A 20,937-nucleotide genomic window follows, 5' to 3' on the forward strand; every position below is an offset into this window, starting at 1 on the left:
TCCTGAAGGGTACTGTACCCGCACAGGATGAACATTGGAAATATTGCGCTGCTGCCGTTAATTTTCTACTGCCGGGCAGCGTAGCTGAGTCAGCTCTGCTCTGCGCCCTGCCGGGCTAATCGTTTTTGCTATCAGCAGCTGACATCCTTCAGGGCCACTCTCCTGGTGCAACTGCGCCTGCCCTCCCTCCAGCGGGTTGCCCTGTAGCAGCTGGCGGGCATTACGCCATGCGCTACGCTGCTGCCACTGCTGCTGGAAACCGTCGGCCAGAACCAGCTGGTAACGCATCAGAGCCGTAATGGTTATGCTAAACAGCAGCAGGGCGAACAGCGTTTCCACCAGGCTAAACCCCCGTTGATTACGATGTAGGATCATCACACTGGCTCCTGTCGGGCAGCGGGCAGTAATCCAGCCAGCCGTGGGGCAAGGCTCTGATTCTCCCACCGGTAAGGCTGCTCACCCAGCGGTACAGAGACAGGGTTCCGCTGCCGCTGTCACCGCGCAGCAGCCTACCGCGATCGTGGCTAAGCACGCAGGCGCGCCAGGCATACTTTGGCTGGCGCTGGCAGGACCAGCCTTCTTCAGTGCCGCGCCACGTCAGTCTTTCTCCCCACGCCAGCGCGGAGGCCGCATCGGTGAACTCAAGAATATAGTGCCGTTCATCACTGACCAGGCTCAGATTATCGCTCAGCTGCCGCCGCGTGGCGTGCAGCAACACCGTGCCCATGAGCAGAATGATAATCACCATCAGCAGTGCGCCGCTTCCCCGTTGTGAGTGCATTATAAATTCTCCGCCACCAGCCAGTGCTCAACGTGCTGCACCAGGGAAAGCAACATACTGGAGCTTGCCTTCAGCATCACGCGGACCTGCTGCCGGTTGCGGACTACCCTGAATTCTTCAATGGCGATAATGCGGGGATCGTTCAGCTTCTCCCAGCCACCACCGCCACAGCGGTCAACGCCGCGCTGCATTTCCAGATTTTTCGCTCTTAGGCGAAAGCCGTAGTAATCACTGTCTTCTCGCCCGGTATTTTCCCATTGCCCGTTGCTGTTCTCATCCCAGCGGACCAGCAGGCAGCGGCCACCGTTCTGAATCTGCATTGCGGCACCGCTGCAGCGACCGTGACAATAGCCCGCCCGCCGCACGGCTTTTTCCAGCGTCTGCATTATCTGCTGCACCTCTTCATTGAGCTGAACCTGCATCTGCAGGCGCAGGTTTTGCTGCTGTAAAAGCGGCAGCGTCCGTGCTGCGCCCAGCATCATTACGCTACCTATCGCCATAGCCAGCAGCGTTTCAAGCAGCGTAAACCCGGCCTGGTTCATCGGCATCCCTCCTCTGAAACTGAACAAATACGCACCCTGCCGCGAGACGAGATAATGATGCGCCGCTCGCCGGCATCGCTGGTAATAGTGACATTCCCGGGTCGGGCGGTATTTTTGACGCCATAGAACCCCATTTCCGCCGTCACCGAACGGATGCTGACTTCCGGCCAGGGTGCCAGTAGCGTAAGCCTCGCCTGTGCGGAGCAGACGTCGGGCCGCATTCCCCCGCCCAGGCACCAGTGCCGCCCCGGCTTAAGCCAGACGACTCTGTCGGCGTTATGCCACCAGGCATCGCTGCGCAGGCGCAGCAGCAGACGCTGGATCTGCTGCGCGCTGTCATTAAGCTGACGCCGCTGCTGCCACCTCTCCAGGCCCTGCCATGATCCCAGGCTCAGCACGGCGATAAGCGCGATCGCGATCATCAGTTCCAGCAGTGTAAATCCTGCGGAGTGCGTTATTTTCATCCGCTGAGTGTTTGCTTTTGTGGTTCACGCTGCCAGCGGTACCTTGTGGGTTTGCGCGCTGTCTTCCAGGCTAAATACGTTTTCTCATCGCTATTCATTACCGCTGCGGGCCGTTACGCATTTTCATCAACCGGGGCCATACCATCGCCGGATTTGCTTAGCACCGCCGGGGAGAACGGCTAAGATGCCTGAACGGATGAAGTGAACCGGGAACCGACAGATACCGGAGCCGATTAGGCGCGTCAGATTCGAAGATCCGAGCTGAACTAAGAGAGAAAAAATGGATGATATTCAACTGACCGACATTGCCACCTCGCTGCCGCAGGTGAAGATTGATTTGAAATATGCCACGGCGGACAACATTACCGGCCAGCCGATTTACTGTGAACACCGCTGCCTTTTGCATCCGGACGCCGCTGCCGCGCTGGTTCGCAGTGCACATATCGCCGCGATTGCAGGCTTTACACTGCTGATTTATGACGCTTACCGCCCGCAGAAAGCGCAGATGAATCTGTGGCAGGCCTGCCCGGATCCCGACTACGTTATTCCCGTTTCTCAGGGGTCGAATCACTCCCGCGGTACCGCCGTTGACGTCACGCTGATTGATGAGCAGGGAAGCATTGTGGACATGGGCAGCGGCTTTGACGAGATGCATGAACGATCACATCCCTGGCATCCTTCCGTCTCGGCGCGGGCATTGCGCCACCGGCTGATGCTGAGCGCGATTATGCTTGAGGGAGGGTTTAAGGGAATTGCGACAGAATGGTGGCACTTCGAGCTGCCGGGAGCGGCAGATTATCCGCTACTGACGGATATTTTTGACTGCTATCCGCCGCCGTCTGCGGCGTAAAACAATCCCCGGCATGATGCATACCGGGGATAGCCTTTTTACACGGCAACCGGCGCTTTGATCGCCGGATGTGGGTCGTAGCCGACGATCTCGAAGTCATCGAAACGGTAGTCGAAAATGGAGGCAGGTTTACGTTTAATCACCAGCTGCGGCAGCGCGCGAGGCTCACGGCTTAGCTGCAGGCGGGTCTGTTCAAGGTGGTTGCTGTACAGGTGAGTATCACCACCGGTCCAGACAAAATCACCCACTTCCAGATCGCACTGCTGCGCCATCATATGCACCAACAGCGCATAGCTGGCGATATTAAACGGCAGACCGAGGAAGATATCGCACGAGCGCTGATACAGCTGGCACGACAGCTTGCCGTCAGCCACGTAAAACTGGAAGAAAGCGTGGCACGGTGCCAGCGCCATCTCATCCAGTTCGCCCACGTTCCACGCGGAAACGATGATACGGCGAGAGTCTGGGTCGTTTTTAAGCTGCTCAACGACCTTGCTCAGCTGATCGATCTGACGACCATCCGGTGCTCCCCAGCTGCGCCACTGCTTGCCATAGACCGGGCCAAGATCGCCATTTTCGTCCGCCCACTCGTCCCAGATTGAAACGTTGTTATCCTTCAAATACGCGATATTGGTATCGCCGTTGAGGAACCACAGCAGTTCGTGAATGATGGAGCGTAGGTGGCACTTCTTGGTAGTGACCAGCGGAAAACCATCCTGCAGATTGAAACGCATCTGGTGGCCGAAGACCGACAGCGTACCCGTACCGGTACGATCGTTTTTCGGTGTGCCCTGTTCAAGGACATGCTGCATTAATTCCAGATACTGTTTCATTTTTCCCCACGAAGTTGCTGCTGCGGACGACGACGATACGCCCAGATCATCATAATCACGCCGGCCAGAATCATTGGCACAGAGAGGATTTGTCCCATGCTGATGCCGCTGAACAGACCAAGCTGCTGGTCGGGCTGACGGAAGAATTCAATAATAATACGGAAAGCGCCATAGCCAATCAGGAACAGGCCGGAGACGGCTCCCATTGGGCGCGATTTGCGGATAAACACATTCAGAATAATAAACAGCACGATCCCTTCCAGAATCAGCTCATAAAGCTGTGAAGGGTGGCGCGGCAGTACGCCGTAGGTCGCCAGCAGGGACTGCCATTCCGGATGGGTGGAAACCAACGCGATATCTTCACTGCGTGAACCCGGGAACAGCATGGCCCACGGCAGGTTCGGATCGACGCGGCCCCAGAGCTCGCCGTTGATAAAGTTGCCAAGGCGGCCAGCACCCAGCCCAAACGGGATCAGCGGAGCCATAAAGTCTGAAACCTGGAAGAACGTGCGTTTGGTTCGACGGGCGAAGATCAGCATCACCACGATCACCCCGATCAGGCCACCGTGGAAGGACATACCGCCATCCCAGACCTTAAACAGATACAGCGGATTTTCCAGGAACAGCGGCATGTTGTAAAACAGCACATAGCCGATACGACCACCGAGGAATACACCGAGGAAACCCGCGTAGAGAAGATTTTCAACTTCTTCTTTCTTCCAGCCGCTGCCAGGCTTATTGGCACGGCGCACGGCCAGCCACATAGCGAAAATAAAACCAACCAGATACATCAGCCCATACCAGTGGAGAGACACTGGTCCGATAGAGAAGATCACCGGGTCAAATTGGGGGAAAGCCAGATAGCCGTTATTCATCTTTCACCATTTTAGAATTCTGTCCTGACGAGCAGGCAACGGAACAGGTAGACGCACGCGCAAATGGCGCGGCTGCTTAAGGCTGCGCATCATAGCATAATGCGAATTATTACGACCCGGCGTAACTGTAAACTTTGTTAAGCACCGGATCGGATGACTATTTTCCGCCCCGGATCAGGCCGCCCAGCCCTCTGCGCTCCATAAAGCCCGCGATCAGATGGCGTACGTCGCTGGTGTGGGCGGCTTCCAGGCCACGCTGCGCCAGTTCCTGCGCTTCTTCTTTGCCAATATGGCGCAGTAAATACTTCACACGAGCCACGTTGCGACCGTTCATGCTGAGGTGGTAATAGCCCATGCCAATCAGCATCACCACGCACATCGGATCGCCCGCCATTTCACCGCACAGGCACAGCTCCACTCCTGCACGTTCAGCTTCCTTTCCGATACTGTGCAGCGCACGCAGCACGGCCGGATGCAGGCTGTCGTAAAGATTGGCCACGCGGGTGTTGTTACGGTCCACCGCCAGTAGATACTGGGTCAGATCGTTAGTGCCCACGGAGACAAAATCCACGCGGTTGCGCAGGTGGCTGAGCATAAAGATCATCGACGGGACTTCGATCATCACGCCAAGACGCGGGCGAGGGATCGCGTAACCCAGCATTTCCTCCACCTCGCGCCCCGCTCTGTCAAGCAGGCGTCGCGCCTCATCGATCTCATCCAGGCTGGTGATCATCGGCAGTAAAATACTGAGGTTGCTGCTGGCGACATTCGCCCGCAGCATCGCTCGCAGCTGAACGAGGAAGATCTCGGGCTGATCGAGCGTCAGGCGGATGCCCCGCCAACCCAGCGACGGGTTTTCTTCGCTAATCGGCATATAGGGCAGCTGCTTGTCGGCACCGATATCCAGCGTGCGCAGCGTAACCGGCTTATCCAGAAACAGCTGCAGCATGCCCTGATACTGCGCCACCTGCTCTTCTTCCGAGGGGAAGCCATTCTGGAGCATAAACGGAATTTCGGTGCGGTAGAGCCCAACACCGTCGACCCGGCTACCGAGCGTATGTTCGTGTTCCGCGCTGAGACCTGCGTTAAGCATGACTTTGACCGGTTCGCCGCTTTTTAACGCTCCGGGCTGCTCAACCAGATGCTCAGCCAGCTGGCTCAGCTCGTTTTCCTCGCTGATCAGCCGCTGATATTCCTGCACCAGCACCGGTTCAGGGTCGACCAGCAGCTCGCCGCGATAGCCATCCACGATAAGCAGACGTCCCTTCATCAGGTCCGGCTGAATATCGGCACCCATCACCGTCGGAATACCCATGGCGCGAACCATAATCGCCGCATGGGAATTCGCCGCGCCGTCTCGCACGACGACGCCCGCCAGCCGTTCATGCGGCAGCTCAGCAAGGGTGGTTGCGGTCAGTTCATCGGCCACCAGCACAAAGCGTTCCGGCCAGGTATGGGTGCCCTGAATGGTATCGTCGAGGTGAAACAGCAGGCGCTGGCCGAGCACACGTAAATCACCGGCCCGCTCCCGCAGGTAGCTGTCCTGCAGGCTGGCAAACTGCGCGGCAAACTTCTCAATCACCTTTTTGACCGCCCACTCCGCGACCGAACCGGCATCAATTTCGGCCAGCAGATCTTTTTTCAGCCGCGCATCGCTGAGCAGGTGTGAATAAAGATCGAAAATGGCCGCGCTTTCTTTGTGCATGCTGGCGGTGAATCGCTTGCTGTAGCGGCGAAATTCGTTCGAGGCCTCGGCCATCGCCAGCGCCAGACGTTCGCGCTCACGCACCGAATCCAGCGTGGAAGCCGCAGAGACATTCTCCAGTGAAGGCTGCGAGGAATCCACCCAGCCTGTCGCCACCGCGACGCCGGGTGATGCCGCCAGCGCCTTGATGCGCGTCTGCCGGTACTGCCCGAACAGCACATTCAGCTGCGACTGAGAAAGGATCGCCGCCATCTGCGTGGCCAGCGTGACCAGGAACGACTCTTCGCTTTCATCAAACTGACGATGTTCACGCTGCTGAACCACCAGCACGCCCTGCAGCTGACGTCGGCTGATAATCGGTACGCCCAGGAACGAGCGGAAGCGCTCTTCTTTAACGGAAGGGATAAATTTAAAGCTGGGGTGCTTTTGCGCATCGGCAAGGTTAATGGGTTCAGCCAGACGGCCAACCAAGCCAACGATGCCCTCGTCAAATGCCAGGGCGACAGTGCGCCCACGCGGCTTTTTTAGCCCACGCGTTGCCATCAGGTAGTAGCAGCGACGTTCATGATCTGCCAGGTAAACCGAGCAGACCTCGATATCCATGGCCAGACAAATCTCGTTAACCAGGATATCCAGCGCCTCGGTAAGCCGGGGCGCTGCCGCCACTTTCTCAACTATTTCGCGTAGTTGTGTGAGCATAATCTACGTGGCTTAACCTCTCTTCCTTCGAAAGCCTTGCGTATTTCTCTGTGCGGTATTCTCCTGCAGGGGCATAACCACGCTGGCAAACTCTTTCATCACGCGGCGATAAACATCGCGTTTAAAGGAGACCACCTGGCGTACCGGATACCAGAAACTCACCCAGCGCCAGCCGTCAAACTCCGGCGTGCTGCTGGTTTGCATATTGATATCCGCGTCATTGCACAACAGCTGCAGAAGAAACCACTTCTGTTTTTGGCCGATACAAACCGGCTTTGTGTCCCAACGCACCAAACGTTTTGGCAATTTATATCGTAACCAGTTACGGGTAGAGGCCAGGATGCGAACATCCTTACGGCTCAAACCGACTTCCTCGAAAAGTTCGCGGTACATCGCCTGTTCCGCCGTCTCGCCAGGATTAATCCCTCCCTGAGGAAACTGCCAGGAGTGTTGGCCATAACGCCTTGCCCACACCACCTGTCCCTGCCTGTTACAAATTACGATACCAACATTCGGGCGGTAGCCATCATCATCGATCACCGGACTACCTCAAACTAAAACTGGATGTTCTGATTGTTTCACACTCCTTACAGGCGGTAAACCACTGGTTTTGGTGGGTGAGTCGGCATCTAACTTGGATAACTCATACCGTCGGACAGAGTTATAAACAGAAAGCGGGTCAAAAAGGCGATCTTATTCACGTTTTCTGTGGATAGCTTTGTGCAGAACTCTGTTAACAGGTGGGGAAAACTTTCTTCCACGTCTGGAGCCTTCCCGCAAAAAAAATAAATAACCCTAGATTAATCATCACCTTTAATGCCGTTTTTATGCGGAATTTAGCGCTGTCATGCTGCTGTCACAGACCGGGGCTCAGCAACTGGTGAAAGATCGAACACTTAATAGTTTATCCACAGAATATGTTGATTAGTTGGCCGCACATGGGGCTAAAGTTGCCAAAATCCCCTGCGTCAAGGCTGTAAATTGAAACAGTATTATTTTAAAACGTGAGTTATCCCACTTTTCTGTGGATAACTACGTATAAGATCCTGTTCATTGTCGGTGATAAGGCGGGTAAAACTTGCGACAGGGCCAGATAACCCCTGCCGCTGAGGCAATAAAAAACATGATTTATCATGCTATTATTAGCCTTACCCCCAGAATCAGCGCAGCATAACTTACTCCTGAATTTGGATGGTTGTTTTTTAAACGAATCTGGATACCACAATGACAGGCGATCCCTTCCTCATTCCCCCACCCCGTGATGAAGCCGAACTCATGGCCCGAGCCACCGGGCTGGCCGGTTATACACTCGGTGAACTTGCCCTGCGTATCGATCTGGCGATCCCACGCGATCTTAAGCGGGATAAGGGCTGGGTGGGGATGCTGCTGGAACGTTATCTTGGCGCCAGCGCAGGCAGTAAACCGGAGCAGGACTTTGCCGAGATTGGCGTAGAGCTGAAGACCATTCCCGTTGATGCCGCCGGACGACCGCTGGAAACCACCTTTGTTTGTGTCGCACCGTTAACCGGGAACAGCGGCGTCACCTGGCAGAACAGCCACGTGCGACATAAGCTCGAGCGCGTACTGTGGATACCGGTAGAGGGCGAGCGTACGATCCCGCTGGCAGAGCGCCACGTTGGCTCACCGCTGCTCTGGAGCCCGAATGAGGAAGAGGAGCATCAGCTGCGGCGTGACTGGGAAGAGCTGATGGATATGATTGTCCTGGGCCAGGTAGAAAGGATTACCGCACGCCACGGCGAGGTTCTGCAAATCCGCCCAAAGGCGGCAAACAGCAAAGCTTTAACTGAGGGCATCGGACGCCAGGGGCAGCCCGTTATGACCCTGCCGCGCGGCTTTTATCTGAAGAAAAACTTTACGGCAGCGCTGCTTGCACGCCACTTTTTACTGTAAGTATCCTGGCGAATTGCGAAAAACGACACAAAAGTCAATAATACGCGCCGGAAGTCGTCCATTTTCAGACTGATGAAATTATCACTACAGGGAAAATAGTTTATTACTACACTCAACACAGTAATAAAAGTTAAGGGAGACAAGTATGAAGTGGATGTTAAGTATTGCGGCGCTGAGCGTATCAATGCTGGTGAGCGGCTGCAGTAGCGATTACGTGATGGCCACCAAAGACGGCAAAATGATCATGACCGACGGCAAGCCAAATATCGATAAAGAAACCGGACTGGTGAAATACGTCGATGAATCCGGCCATGAAATACAGATTAACGGTGATGAAATCTCTTCCATCGTTGAGCGCTAAATGCTGATTTGCCATCTGACGCTGATATTTCAGGTGGCAAACGATATGCTTTCCTCTCTCTGACCGGTAATCCCCCTTTCCCCTCCCGCGTCTGACGGTTATAGTCGAAAACCGGGTTCTGATTCTGTAAGCACAGACGTCGCAATCTATTGCCAGGATCCCCTGTTGCGGACGCAGCTGATGTCCCTGACCTTTTAATAATGAAAAAAGGAAGCCTGCTATGCATTATCACCGCATCCCCCACAGCACACTTGAGGTCAGCTCCCTTGGCCTGGGTACCATGACGTTTGGGGAACAAAACAGCGAAGCCGACGCGCACGCCCAGCTTGATTTGGCGCTGAGCCGCGGCATTAACCTGATTGACACAGCAGAGATGTATCCGGTGCCACCGCGCCCGGAAACCCAGGGGTTAACTGAAAAATATATTGGCAGCTGGCTGAAAGCGCGCGGCTGCCGCGACAAGATCGTACTGGCTTCTAAAGTGGCCGGTCCGGTACGTGGTGCCGATGCCTCTATTCGCCCCAACCAGGCATTGGATCGCAAGAATATTCGTGAAGCGCTGGATGCCAGCCTGAAAAGACTGAACACGGATTACATTGATTTATACCAGCTGCACTGGCCACAGCGCCAAACCAACTATTTCGGCAAGCTGAACTATCAGTACACGGATAACACCGCGCCGGTGACGTTGCTGGAAACGCTGGAAGCGCTGACCGAACAGGTGCGTGCCGGAAAGATCCGCTATATTGGCGTGTCGAACGAAACGCCATGGGGCGTGATGCGCTATCTGCAGCTGGCGGAAAAACACGAGCTGCCGCGTATCGTCAGCATTCAGAACCCCTACAGCCTGTTAAACCGCAGCTTTGAGTTGGGCCTGGCGGAGATCAGCCAGCATGAAGGCGTGGAGCTACTGGCCTATTCAAGCCTGGCGTTTGGTACGCTAAGTGGAAAATATCTGAACGGAGCGAAGCCTGCGGGTGCGCGTAATACGCTGTTCAGCCGCTTTACGCGCTACAGCGGCGAGCAGGCCGAACTGGCAATCAGCGAGTACGTTGCGCTGGCGCAGCGGCACGGGTTAGATCCGTCACAAATGGCGCTGGCGTTTGTGCGCCAGCAGCCGTTTGTTGCCAGCACGCTGCTGGGGGCAACCACACTGGAGCAGCTGAAGATTAATATCGACAGCTACGACCTGACGCTGAATGCCGACATTATTGACGAGCTGGAAGCGATCCACCGCCGCTATACCTATCCGGCACCGTGAATCGCCAGCGGGCGGGGATCTCCCCGCCCGTTTTACTCATAGCGTGACATCCGTTCCACGCTCTGTTGCAGGCGCTGCTGCCAGTCAGGGGTACGCTGTTGCACCAGGGCAAAGACCTTCTCGCGCAGCGCTTCCGTCATCTCATCACCGGCCAGCTGCGGCGTACCGCTATTAAATGGCGGGTGCGGATCGTACTGCATCAGTAGCTGTGCCGCTTTAGCGCTTTCATCGCCTAACAGCCTGGCGCGCAGCGTCAGACCGAAATCGATCCCTGCCGTTACACCACCGCCCGAAATTCGGTTGCGGTCAATCACTACGCGGTCATTCTGCGGCAGCGCGCCAAATCGGGCCAGGTCGTCAATCATCGACCAGTGGGTGGTGGCTTTATAGCCCTGCATCAACCCGGCTGCGCCCAGCAGGATCGATCCGGTACAGACGCTGGTCACCCACTGCGCCTCGCTGCCAACCTTGTGCATCCAGTCGAGCATTTCCGTTTCCTGTAGCAGCGCGTAAGGATTTCCGGTGCCGGTAACGCAAAGAATATCGACCTTTTTGAGCTGCTTAAAAGTGGTGGTAGGCACAAACTGCACGTGCGGTACCTCGCCCTTCACCGGCTGCAGATCGCGCCAGACAAACTCCACATTAAACACCCCACCCGCCAGCGCCGTTGCCGGTCCGATGATATCCAGCGGCGTCATGCCGGGGTAGATGACGAAGGCCAACGTCGGTTTATCCCCTACAGGATGCGTCGGCAGTGGAGCACTTCCAGTCGCGCTGCTGGCAAAGAGTGAGGAGCTGGCCCCTGCCCCAACGCCGGTGGCAATCAGCGCCAGTGCCGATTTCGCGATAAAATCCCTTCTTTCCATGTCTTTCCTCCAAAATGACTCTGTGATTACACGTACAACTAGTCACGCAGGGTAACATTACCGAGCGTGATAATCAGAGGAAAGGGGGGAGCGATTTAACTGATGTTAAGAAATGTCCGGGCCAACGGCGGCCCGGACGGCAGAGTGCGATCAGGCCTTGCGTTTTTGCGCCAGCTGCCAGCCCCAGAGAACGGCGATAGCCAGTGCGAACAACGCGCCGAACCCAACGCCGGTGGCGACCGGTGGGGCACCCAGCTTAATCGCCAGGGAATAGAGCCCCAGCATCACCAGCATCGCCGTATTTTCACCGAGGTTCTGCACCGCAATCGCATTACCGGCACCCACGGTCTGCTTACCGCGCATTTGCAGCAGCGCATTCAGCGGCACCACAAAGAAACCGCCCAGCATGCCGATAATCGCCAGCAGTATGTAGGCGTTCAGCGCCATATGCTGCAGTGAGAAAGCAACGACCGCCACACCGATTAACACGCCGGCAGGCATGCAGCGGCCGACGGTTTTCAACGTCACCAGCTTCGCTGCCGCCACTGCGCCAAACACAATGCCGACGGCAACCATCGCGTTCAGCATCGTGGGCGTTTTATTGTCGGTAATGCCCAATGCCACCGGCACCCACAGCACCAGCAGGAATCGCAGCGTCACGCCCGCGCCCCAGAACAGACTGGTACCCACCAGCGAGAAGCGGGTTTCACCGTCGCGCCACAGCACGCGGCAGGCGTTGAAGAAGCTGGCCGACATCCGTTTCGGATGCCATGACTGGCCGCTGCGGGCCGCCGCCAGTTTCGGGATCATCAGGTTGGCGGCAACGGCCAGCGCATAGGCAACCACGCAGGCCAGCAGTGCGCTGGTCAGGTTGAGGTCGGCAAGGTATCCCCCGGCCAGGGACCCCAGCAGGATGGCAGCAATCGTCGAAGACTCCATCAGGCCGTTGGCTTTGACCAGCGTTTCACCGTCGGTCAGTTCACCCAGGATGCCGTACTTCGCCGGGGAATAGGCCGCTGCGCCGATGCCGACCAGGCCGTAGCCAAGGAACGGATCTAACCCGACGCAGATTGTCAGCGCCCCCAACAGCTTGAGGCCGTTGGCAAACATCATCACCTGGCCTTTGGCAAAGCTGTCGGCCACCTGGCCCACAAACGGGGCCAGAATGATGTAGGTGGCAACAAACACCATCTGCAGGACGGGCTGGCTCCAGTCGGGATACACCATCTGCTTCAGCACCGCCAGGGTGGCAAACAGCAGGGCATTATCGCCAAAAGCAGAGAGGAACTGGGCGGTAATGACCGCCATCATGCCTTTCGACATCAGGGGTTTTGATCCGGCAGTTGGGCTATTCATGTGCTTCCTCTGGCCGCTCGGCCATTTCGCGCAGGGTCACAAAATCCGGCTTGCCGCTGCCGAGCATCGGCAGCTGCTTCAGCACGCGAATATCGCGTGGGATCGTTAGCTCCGGGCTGCCCAGCTCGCGCGCCGCGCGCTGTAATCGTTCGCGCGTCAGCTCGCTGTCCGTGGTAAACAGCACCAGGGCTTCACCGCGATTGCCATCCGGCTTGATGGTTGCCGCATGCTGTTTTTCATCGGACGCCTTCAGCGCAATCAGTTCGACGCTTTCCAGCGAAACCATCTCACCGGCGATTTTCGCAAAGCGCTTCACCCTTCCCTGAATCTGGCAGAAACCGGCATCGTCAAAACTGACGATATCACCCGTATCGTACCAGCCGCTCTCCATCCGACCTTCTCCGTTATCCGCCTGGGGCGCTTCGAGAACGCCGGGACGCTCAACGCGCAGATAGCCTTTCATAATGTTCGGGCCGCTGAGCTGTAGCAGGCCGCCCTCTTCAATACCGGGGACGGAAATCAGTCGTGAATCCATACCCGGCAGAATGCGGCCAACGGTATGCGATCGCGCCGCCATCGGCACGTTGATGGCCACCACCGGCGCACACTCGGTCACGCCATAGCCTTCCAGAATGCGGATGCCGAACTTCTCAAACCAGGCGTCACGCGTGCTCTGCTGCAGTTTTTCCGCACCGGCCACGACATAGCGCAGGCGGGCAAAATCATACGGCTGCGCAAAGCGGGCATAGTTACCGAGGAACGTTGAGGTGCCGAACAGCACGGTGCAGTTACGATCGTAGACCAGCTCCGGCACGATGCGATAGTGCAGCGGGCTAGGATAAAGGAACACTTCGGCACCGGTCATCAGCGGGGTAAACAACCCGACGGTCAGGCCGAAAGCGTGGAACAGCGGCAGTGCCGACATAAAGCGATCGCGCGGGGTGAAGTCGGCGATAGTGCGGATCTGCTCAACGTTAGCCAGCAGGCTTTTATGGGAATGCACAACCCCTTTTGGATGCCCCTCAGAACCGGAGGTAAACAGCACCATCGCGGCATCTTCAGGCTGCTGCTTCACTTCTGCCAGTGACGGCATCAGCAACCGGCTGAGGATCCACAGCTTGTCCTGTAAGGTGACCGTATCCTTCAAATCTTCAAGGTAAATCCACTTAACGTCGGGGATCCCTTCAGGAAGATGCCACAGTTTGCCTTTATCGAGGAACTGGCGTGAGGTAAATACGGTCTTTACCTGCGCCGCCGTCAGTGCGCTGGTTAACCCCTTAACGCCCGAGGTGTAGTTCAGCATCGCGGGAATGCGCCCGCGCAGTGTGGCGCCCAGAATCGCAGCAGCGGTCACCGTGGCGTTAGGCAACAGCAGGCCGACATATTCGCCCTGACGCGTGTAGCGTTGCAGGATGCGCCCCACTCCCAACGACTTCTTCAGCAGGCTGGTGTAGCTGTCGGGTTTAAAATTCACGTCCTCAATGCAGGGCTTGAAGTAGCCATAGCGCACGCGCGCCGAAAGAAACGCCTGATAAATCGTCTGGCGCGGGCGCACCGCCATCCGCGCTTCCATCATGATATGGTGCAGATGTTCCCCCGCCAGTCGGCGGCGATCGCGGGCGCGAGGCGCTTCCGGCATCGGAATGATTGTTGCGGGTAAAACGGTCAGTGAGATTTTGGGAAACAGGCGGCGTTTGAATACGCCCGCCAGGCGTCCGAATGGCGTATATTCGGCACCTTCAATACGTATCGGCACCACCGTTGCCTGTGATTTAGCCGCCACAAAACCCGCACCGTCATAAATTTTCATCAGTGAACCGGTCACGGTAATGCGCCCCTCCGGGAAGATCACCACCGGTCGTCCCTGCGCGATCAGCTTGACCAGATGTTTAATCGACATTGGCTTCGTAGGGTCAAGCGGCACAAAATCGATAAAACGGCTGAGCCAGCGCATATACCACTGTTCGCTGATTGAAGAGTAGACGGCAAACACCGGTTTCACCGGCAGGAAGACGGCCAGCAGCATACCGTCAAGGAACGACATATGGTTGGGCGTGATTAACACCTTCTGTTTGTATAAACCCGAAAGGTCGCCCGTTAATTGCGTCCGAAAAATCAACCGGAACAGTAGTTTAAGGAAAGTGATCACGTTGCCAGCTCCGTAGCAGATTGCAAGTTGTGTGTAACAATGCAAGATCTGGCAGCGTAACTCAACTTTACCTGCTTTCTGTCAGTAAGCTGACGATCAGGTATTCCATCCTCCACCCAGCGCTTTATACAGCATGATTTGCTGAGTCAGCTGGCCCAGGCGGGTGGTGATGAGCAGTTGCTGTGCGCTGTACAGCGATCGCTGTGCCACCAGGACATTAAGAAAATTATCCACGCCTTCACGATAGCGCACAGTGGCCAGATCGTAGTTTCGCTGACTGGCCTGTTCATCCAACTGGCGGGCGTGCAGCTCATTTTTATAGGTTTCCTGAGCGGCCAGCGCATCACCGACCTCTTTAAAGGCCGTCTGAATAGTCTTCTCGTAGTCGGCAATTTCAATGCGTTTTTGCAATTTGGCAATATTCAGATTTGCCACGTTCTGACCCCCACGGAAAATCGGCAGATCGATTGCCGGGCTGACGGCCCAGGCGGCGGTGCCGCCGGAAAGCAGGTCGCTCAGCCTGCCGGATGACGATCCTCCCATCGCCGTCAGGCTGATACTGGGGAAGAATGCCGCCCGCGCAGCGCCAATATTGGCGTTGGCTGACAGCAGCTGGTGCTCGGCCGCAATAATATCCGGGCGATGAGTTAGCAGGTCGGAAGGCAGCCCGGCCGGTGTGGCCGGGAAGTTCCACTCTTTTTTCAGGCTGGCGCCGGCCAGTAGATCCGCCGGCAGACCGCTGCCCACCAGCAGCGTTAACGCATTCACATCCTGGCGAACCTGACGACTGTAGGTTGCGACATCCGCCTGTGCTATGCGCACCAGCGTTTCGGCCTGTACCAGATCCTGCTCGCTGCTGACGCCGCCTTCATAGCTGCGTTTTGTCAGATCGTAAGAATCCTGCTGGCTCTGTGCGGTACTTTGCGCCAGCTTCAGCAGTTCATTATCTGAACAGAGCGCCAGATAGCCTGCCGCCACCTGTGAAATCAGGCTGATGCGCGTTGCGCGCTGAGTGGCATCCATTGCCAGATAGCGCTCCAGCGCGCTGTGGCTGAGGCTGCGCAGGCGGCCAAAAAAGTCCAGCTCCCACGCGGTGACGCCGAAGTTTGCATCAAACTGATGGTAGGTCCGCCACCGCCCGGCCCGGTGTTATAAAGATTCCCCGGTAGATGAGCCGCCGTTTCACCGGCGTTGAGGTCGACAGAAGGCATCAGCGCCGAACGGGCCACCGTCACCTGCGAGCGCGCGACGTCGACATTCAGTGCTGCAATCCGCAAATCACGGTTATTATCCAGCGCCTGAACGATGAGCTGATGCATCACCGGATCGGTGAAAAAGTGCTGCCAGCGGATGTCTGCGCCGTTACCGGCCAGATGCGGCCCCTGTTCTGCGTACTGCCCAGAAACCGGCAGCGACGGCCGCTGATAGTCAGGTTCCATCGTACAGCCCGCCAGTATCAGTATCGGTAGCAGCCCCATTGATAAAGTCTTAAGCATCATGGTTCTGCACCTCTTTCTGTGTTTTTTTCCTGCCGGAGAATAGCTGCGAAACAAACACGTAAAACATCGGCACAAAGAAAATGGCCAGGAAGGTTGCGGTCAGCATACCGCCGACCACCGCAGTACCAATGGAGTGCTGGCTGCCCGCCCCTGCACCGTGCGAAATCGTTAGCGGCATCACGCCAAGGACAAAGGCCATTGAGGTCATGATGATGGGCCGAATGCGCAGCTTTGCCGCCTCCGTTGCCGCTTCCACTAATCCCATTCCCTCTTTCTCATGAAGATCTTTGGCGAATTCGACGATCAGGATGGCGTTTTTCGCCGCCAGTCCCACCGTCGTTAACAGACCCACCTGGAAGAACACATCGTTTTCCAGCCCGCGCAGCAGCACCGCCAGAACCGTGCCCAGCACGCCCAGCGGCACCACGAGGATGACCGAAAACGGTATCGACCAGCTTTCATACAGTGCGGCGAGGCAGAGAAACACTACAATCAGCGAAATGGTGTACAGCGCCGGGGTTTGCGATCCTGACATCTGTTCTTCATATGACAGTGCGTGCCACTGAACTTTGAAACCCGGCGGCAGTTTTGCGGCGATTTCCTTCACCGCTTTAACCGCTTCACCCGAACTGTAGCCCGCAGCGGGGGATCCCATAATTTCGACGGCTGAAATACCGTTAAAGCGTTCATAACGGGGTGAGCCGTACTGCCACTCGCCGCTACCGAATGCCGTATAGGGCACCATGGTTCCGCTACCGTTGCGGAAATACCATTTCTTCAGATCTTCCGGCGTGACGCGCGATCCGGCATTGCCCTGCACATACACTTTTTTGACGCGGCCGCTGTAGGTGAACTGATTGACGTAGCTGGAGCCCCAGGCAATGGACAGCGTATCGTTGATATCCCCCAGGCTCAGGCCCAACGCACGGGCGCGTTCATCGTCAATAATCAGATGATACTGCGGCTCATCTTCCATACCGTTCGGGCGGGTAGCAAACAGACGTTTATCCTGCGCCGCCATGGCCAAAAACTGATTACGGGCGGCCATCAGCGCCGCATGCCCTTTGTTCTGGGTATCCTGCAGGAAGAAGTCAAAACCGGTGGCATTCCCCAGTTCGATAACGGCGGGGGGAACCAGTGCGTAGACTTTGGCGTCTTTAGAGGTTGAGAAATGCGCCATCGCACGGGCAGCCAGTTTTTGCACCGACTGCTCACTGTTGCGCTCGCTCCAGGGCTTCAGCAAGACGAACGCCGTTGCGGTGTTCTCACCACGCCCCGAGAAGCTAAAGCCGTTGGGTGAGAACACCGACAGGACCTCAGGATTTTTCAGCAGCCAGGTTTCCATATCATCAATCACGGCCTGCGTTCGCTCAGTAGCGGCATTACCGGGTAGCGTGATCTGCATCATCATCACGCCCTGATCTTCATCAGGCAGAAACGATGTGGGCACACGCATAAACAGCACGCCGGTGGCAACCACCAATGCCAGATAGATCAGCAGAAACAGATTACGCCGGGAAAGGATCCCCACGACGCTACGGGTATACTTCACCGTACCGGCGTCGAACTTGCGGTTAAACCAGCCTGCCATGCCTTTGTCTTTATGCTCCTCGGAGGCCGGTTTTAACAGGGTCGCGCAAAGTGCCGGAGTGAAAATCATCGCCATCAGTACCGACAGCGCCATTGCTGAAACAATGGTTATCGAAAACTGGCGGTAGATAACGCCGGTGGAACCGGCAAAGAATGCCATCGGCAACAGCACCGCAGAGAGCACCATGGCGATACCGAACAGCGCGCCCTGAATCTGCGTCATGGACTTAATGGTGGCGGCTTTAGGGTCGAGCCCCTCCTCATGCATCACACGCTCGACGTTCTCCACCACCACGATCGCATCATCCACCAGCAGCCCGATGGCCAGAACCATCCCGAACATCGTCAGCGTATTAATCGTATAGCCGCAGGCCGCCAGCACGCCGAACGTCCCCAGCAGCACGACGGGCACCACCATGGTAGTAATCAGCGTGGCGCGGAGGTTTTGCAGGAAGATCAGCATAACGAAGAACACCAGCACGATGGCCTCAAACAGCGTTTTCACCACCTCTTTAATCGAGGCGCTGACCACCGGAGACGTATCGTAGGGGTACTTGACGGCCACCCCTGGCGGCAACGACGATTGCACATTTTCCACTGTTTTACGCACGCCATCGATAGCATCCAGCACGTTTGCGCCGCTCGCCAGACGCAGCGCAATACCGGCGGAAGGTTTGCCATTGTAGGTGGCGGAAATACTGTAATCCTGCGGCCCTAAATCGACACCGCCCACATCACGCACGCGGACCTGAGAGCCATCGGGGTTTACCTTCAGCAGGATATTTTCAAACTGAGCGACGTTCTGAAAGCGCGTTTTCCCTATGATAGTCGCGCTGAATTTTGCCCCTTCAACCGAGGGCAGCCCCGCCAGCTTACCGCTCGATACCTGAACGTTTTGTTTGCTGATGGCTTTAGTCACATCGCTCGGAATAAGCTGGTACTGATAGAGTTTTTCCGGATCCAGCCAGATACGCATACCGTATTCTGACCCCATCACCACAAAGTCACCGACGCCCGTGGAACGTGCAATGGAGTCCTGGAGTTTGGACACCAGCAGATCCGCCAGATCACCGTTACTCATCTTGCCACTGTTGGCAATCAGGCTGACCACCAGCATAAAGTTAGCCTGGTATTTACGGACGTTGATTCCCTGCTGTACCACCTCATTCGGCAGCTGAGACTCGGCGAGCGACACTTTGTTCTGCACCTGTACCTGAGCGATATCGGGATTGGTGCCCTGATTGAAGGTCACGATAATCATTGCGCTGCCGTCGCTGTTACTTTGCGATTCGATATAGCGCAGGTTATCGATCCCGTTCAGCTGCTGCTCAATCACCTGTACAGAGGTGTTTTGCACCGTTTCAGCACTCGCACCGGGGTATACAATCTGGACGGAAATCGCCGGGGGGGAAATGTTTGGGTACTGATTAATCGGCAGGGAAAATACGGACAGCCCCCCAATCAGCATCACCAGAATCGCGATCACCCAGGCAAAGATCGGGCGATCAATAAAGAATTTAGACATCCGTTGTCCTTACTGCGCAGAGGGATCGGCAGTGGTTAAGTTGGTACGTTTCACCACACTGGGTTTATGCTCACTGGCGACGACCTGACTGCCGTCACGCACCAGCTGTAATCCGTCAACGACTACCCGGTCGCCCGTCTGTAACCCTTCGGTGACCAGCCACTGGCTGTTCAGCATCTCGCCGGTTTTTATCGTCTGCTCAACCACTTTATTATTTGCGCCAACCTTGTAGACATAAGGTCGGCCTTTGGTGTCGTGCAAAATGGCTTCCTGAGGGGCCAGTATCCCTTTCTGGGCCACCCCCTGAGGAAGAACAGCATGGACGAACATGCCGGGTAACAGATCGCGGTCGGGGTTAGGGAAAGAGGCGCGCAGTGTAATGCTGCCAGTGGTTTCATCAACCGTCACTTCCGAGAATTCCAGCTTGCCGGGCTGGGCGTATTGCGACCCGTCTTCCAGTATCAGTTTGACCTCGGCAGCATTTTGCCCCAGCGCCTGCAGTTTGCCGTCCGCCAGCGCCCGACGCTGACGAAGTAACTGCAGCGATGACTCGCTGACGTCAACGTAGATTGGGTCCAGCTGCTGGATGGTGGTGAGATAATTGCTCTGACCATTGGTCACCAACGCGCCTTCGGTATAAAGCGAACGGCCAATGCGGCCGGTAACAGGTGAACGGACGTGGGTATAGTTAAGATTGACCTGGGCAATTTCCAGCTCGGCCTTAGCCTGTTTTTCTGCGGCAACGGCATCGTCGTAGGTTTGTTTACTGATAGCCTGCGCCGCTACCAGGGGTTTGTAGCGCGTGGCCAGCCGATGCGCGTTCTCAAACGTGGCCAGCGCCTTATCATAGGTTGCCTGATAGCTGGCGGGATCGATCAGGTATAAAGACTGCCCGGCCTTAACATCACTCCCCTCAATAAACAGGCGTTTTAGAATAATGCCGCTAACCTGAGGACGGACCTCGGCCGTTCTGACCGCGGTGGTGCGACCCGGTAACTGCGTGAATAGCGTAACAGGCTGACTTTTAAGTGTGGTAACACCGACATTAGCCGGTTTCACCGTGGAATCTTTAGTCCCTTGATCGCAGGCGGCGAGCATAAAAACCAGACATATGGGAAGGATCCTTTTTCTCATAATTTAATCTCTTACGGTAACGTTTAAATTTATAACGAGAGCAGATCGGATTATCCTCTTGGCTCAATGCCCCGCCGACGCAGCTCACGTCGGGCCAGCTCCTTCAGCCAGCAGGCAAGGGTGATGTTGTCATCATCCGTCAGCGATTTAATCTGAGCATGAAGCTCGGGGTGGATCCGCAGCTGAAAGGCTGCTGATCGTCCACCGACTTTAGGCGTCCTGTCTTTAAGCTTCGGCATAGTTATCAGCTCCTGGGTATGAGAGCGCCCCTTGCCGCGCTACCAACACCATCAAGGGGCTGACACCGCTGGCAGAATGCAATGCCGACGGTGCTGCGGGCAGCTTAACGTTAATGTCACTCTTTCTTTGGTGGATTCAGGGGGAAGATGTAAACAGAGTATTGAAAGTTGTGAACGTTTCTAAGGATTGAAACAAAGCGTAAGACGATGAAGAGACAGGCAAAAAAAAACCCACGCATCCGCGTGGGTTGGTGCAACTGAACAGGGTGCAGTCCGCCGGGAGCAGACTGTATTCAC

Annotated in this window: 19 protein-coding genes and 1 pseudogene; 5 read left to right on the plus strand and 15 right to left on the minus strand. The window is 56.2% G+C overall.

Annotation, left to right across the window (positions count from 1 at the left end):
* Positions 1 to 57: 57 nt before the first annotated feature.
* From EC836_RS05650 to EC836_RS05665, 4 genes are read right to left on the minus strand one after another with little or no spacing between them, the layout of a single operon-like run.
* Positions 58 to 375 (minus strand): prepilin-type N-terminal cleavage/methylation domain-containing protein, encoded by a 318-nt coding sequence (locus tag EC836_RS05650; RefSeq protein ID WP_123330992.1) that lies wholly within the window; start codon positions 373 to 375, stop codon positions 58 to 60.
* The gene (locus EC836_RS05655; RefSeq protein ID WP_123330994.1) at positions 359 to 781 is read right to left on the minus strand and encodes a DUF2509 family protein; all 423 of its coding nucleotides are present in this window, start codon (positions 779 to 781) and stop codon (positions 359 to 361) included. Before EC836_RS05655 ends, EC836_RS05650 begins: the two co-directional genes overlap by 17 nt.
* The gene (locus EC836_RS05660; protein WP_123330996.1) at positions 781 to 1,329 is read right to left on the minus strand and encodes a prepilin peptidase-dependent protein; all 549 of its coding nucleotides are present in this window, start codon (positions 1,327 to 1,329) and stop codon (positions 781 to 783) included. The genes EC836_RS05655 and EC836_RS05660 overlap by 1 nt, the downstream gene beginning before the upstream one ends.
* Positions 1,320 to 1,787, minus strand: coding sequence for a prepilin peptidase-dependent protein (locus EC836_RS05665; protein WP_123330998.1), 468 nt, complete (start codon positions 1,785 to 1,787; stop codon positions 1,320 to 1,322). The genes EC836_RS05660 and EC836_RS05665 overlap by 10 nt, the downstream gene beginning before the upstream one ends.
* Positions 1,788 to 2,067: 280 nt before the next feature.
* Here EC836_RS05665 and ddpX point away from each other — a divergent pair, with 280 nt between their 5' ends.
* The gene (gene ddpX / locus EC836_RS05670; protein WP_123331000.1) at positions 2,068 to 2,637 is read left to right on the plus strand and encodes a D-alanyl-D-alanine dipeptidase; all 570 of its coding nucleotides are present in this window, start codon (positions 2,068 to 2,070) and stop codon (positions 2,635 to 2,637) included.
* A 38-nt stretch (positions 2,638 to 2,675) separates the two neighbouring features.
* On the opposite strand, the gene thyA is transcribed toward ddpX, so the two are convergent.
* From thyA to rppH, 4 genes are all read right to left on the minus strand, one after another.
* Positions 2,676 to 3,470 (minus strand): thymidylate synthase, encoded by a 795-nt coding sequence (thyA, locus tag EC836_RS05675; protein ID WP_123331002.1) that lies wholly within the window; start codon positions 3,468 to 3,470, stop codon positions 2,676 to 2,678.
* Entirely contained in the window at positions 3,467 to 4,345 is an 879-nt protein-coding gene (lgt, locus tag EC836_RS05680) for a prolipoprotein diacylglyceryl transferase (protein ID WP_123331004.1), read from the minus strand. Before lgt ends, thyA begins: the two co-directional genes overlap by 4 nt.
* A 157-nt stretch (positions 4,346 to 4,502) precedes the next feature.
* Entirely contained in the window at positions 4,503 to 6,749 is a 2,247-nt protein-coding gene (gene ptsP, locus EC836_RS05685) for a phosphoenolpyruvate--protein phosphotransferase (RefSeq protein ID WP_123331006.1), read from the minus strand.
* A gap of 12 nt (positions 6,750 to 6,761) precedes the next feature.
* On the minus strand, positions 6,762 to 7,289 hold the full coding sequence (rppH, locus tag EC836_RS05690) for an RNA pyrophosphohydrolase (protein ID WP_123331008.1): 528 nt from the start codon (positions 7,287 to 7,289) through the stop codon (positions 6,762 to 6,764).
* 464 nt (positions 7,290 to 7,753) lie between these two features.
* Between rppH and EC836_RS24930 the strand changes: the two genes are divergently transcribed.
* The 4 genes from EC836_RS24930 to EC836_RS05705 all read left to right on the plus strand — a co-directional run bounded on the left by EC836_RS24930 (position 7,754) and on the right by EC836_RS05705 (position 10,282).
* Positions 7,754 to 7,846 (plus strand): hypothetical protein, encoded by a 93-nt coding sequence (locus EC836_RS24930; protein WP_370346794.1) that lies wholly within the window; start codon positions 7,754 to 7,756, stop codon positions 7,844 to 7,846.
* Between the two features lie 127 nt (positions 7,847 to 7,973).
* Entirely contained in the window at positions 7,974 to 8,660 is a 687-nt protein-coding gene (gene mutH / locus EC836_RS05695) for a DNA mismatch repair endonuclease MutH (protein WP_123331010.1), read from the plus strand.
* Between the two features lie 145 nt (positions 8,661 to 8,805).
* Positions 8,806 to 9,021: a YgdI/YgdR family lipoprotein gene (locus EC836_RS05700; RefSeq protein ID WP_123331012.1), complete on the plus strand. Its 216-nt coding sequence runs from the start codon at positions 8,806 to 8,808 to the stop codon at positions 9,019 to 9,021.
* A 220-nt stretch (positions 9,022 to 9,241) separates the two neighbouring features.
* Positions 9,242 to 10,282, plus strand: a complete 1,041-nt coding sequence (locus EC836_RS05705; protein ID WP_123331014.1) for an NADP(H)-dependent aldo-keto reductase — start codon at positions 9,242 to 9,244, stop codon at positions 10,280 to 10,282.
* A 32-nt stretch (positions 10,283 to 10,314) separates the two neighbouring features.
* On the opposite strand, the gene EC836_RS05710 is transcribed toward EC836_RS05705, so the two are convergent.
* From EC836_RS05710 to EC836_RS05740, 7 genes and pseudogenes are all read right to left on the minus strand, one after another.
* Positions 10,315 to 11,148: a DJ-1/PfpI family protein gene (locus EC836_RS05710; RefSeq protein WP_123331016.1), complete on the minus strand. Its 834-nt coding sequence runs from the start codon at positions 11,146 to 11,148 to the stop codon at positions 10,315 to 10,317.
* A gap of 150 nt (positions 11,149 to 11,298) precedes the next feature.
* A complete protein-coding gene (gene lplT / locus EC836_RS05715; protein ID WP_123331018.1) occupies positions 11,299 to 12,504 on the minus strand; it encodes a lysophospholipid transporter LplT in 1,206 nt (401 codons plus the stop codon).
* Positions 12,497 to 14,653, minus strand: coding sequence for a bifunctional acyl-ACP--phospholipid O-acyltransferase/long-chain-fatty-acid--ACP ligase (aas, locus tag EC836_RS05720; RefSeq protein ID WP_123331020.1), 2,157 nt, complete (start codon positions 14,651 to 14,653; stop codon positions 12,497 to 12,499). The genes lplT and aas overlap by 8 nt, the downstream gene beginning before the upstream one ends.
* A 96-nt stretch (positions 14,654 to 14,749) precedes the next feature.
* Positions 14,750 to 16,152, minus strand: a pseudogene (locus EC836_RS05725) (efflux transporter outer membrane subunit).
* Positions 16,142 to 19,267: an efflux RND transporter permease subunit gene (locus tag EC836_RS05730; protein ID WP_123331022.1), complete on the minus strand. Its 3,126-nt coding sequence runs from the start codon at positions 19,265 to 19,267 to the stop codon at positions 16,142 to 16,144. Before EC836_RS05730 ends, EC836_RS05725 begins: the two are co-directional and overlap by 11 nt.
* Positions 19,268 to 19,276: 9 nt before the next feature.
* A complete protein-coding gene (locus tag EC836_RS05735; RefSeq protein WP_123331025.1) occupies positions 19,277 to 20,401 on the minus strand; it encodes an efflux RND transporter periplasmic adaptor subunit in 1,125 nt (374 codons plus the stop codon).
* Positions 20,402 to 20,451: 50 nt separating this feature from the next.
* The gene (locus EC836_RS05740; protein ID WP_123331027.1) at positions 20,452 to 20,640 is read right to left on the minus strand and encodes a toxin-antitoxin system HicB family antitoxin; all 189 of its coding nucleotides are present in this window, start codon (positions 20,638 to 20,640) and stop codon (positions 20,452 to 20,454) included.
* Positions 20,641 to 20,937 lie beyond the last annotated feature (297 nt).

This window comes from Erwinia sp. JUb26 (assembly GCF_003751505.1).
In the GTDB taxonomy this organism is placed as follows: Bacteria; Pseudomonadota; Gammaproteobacteria; order Enterobacterales; family Enterobacteriaceae; genus Erwinia.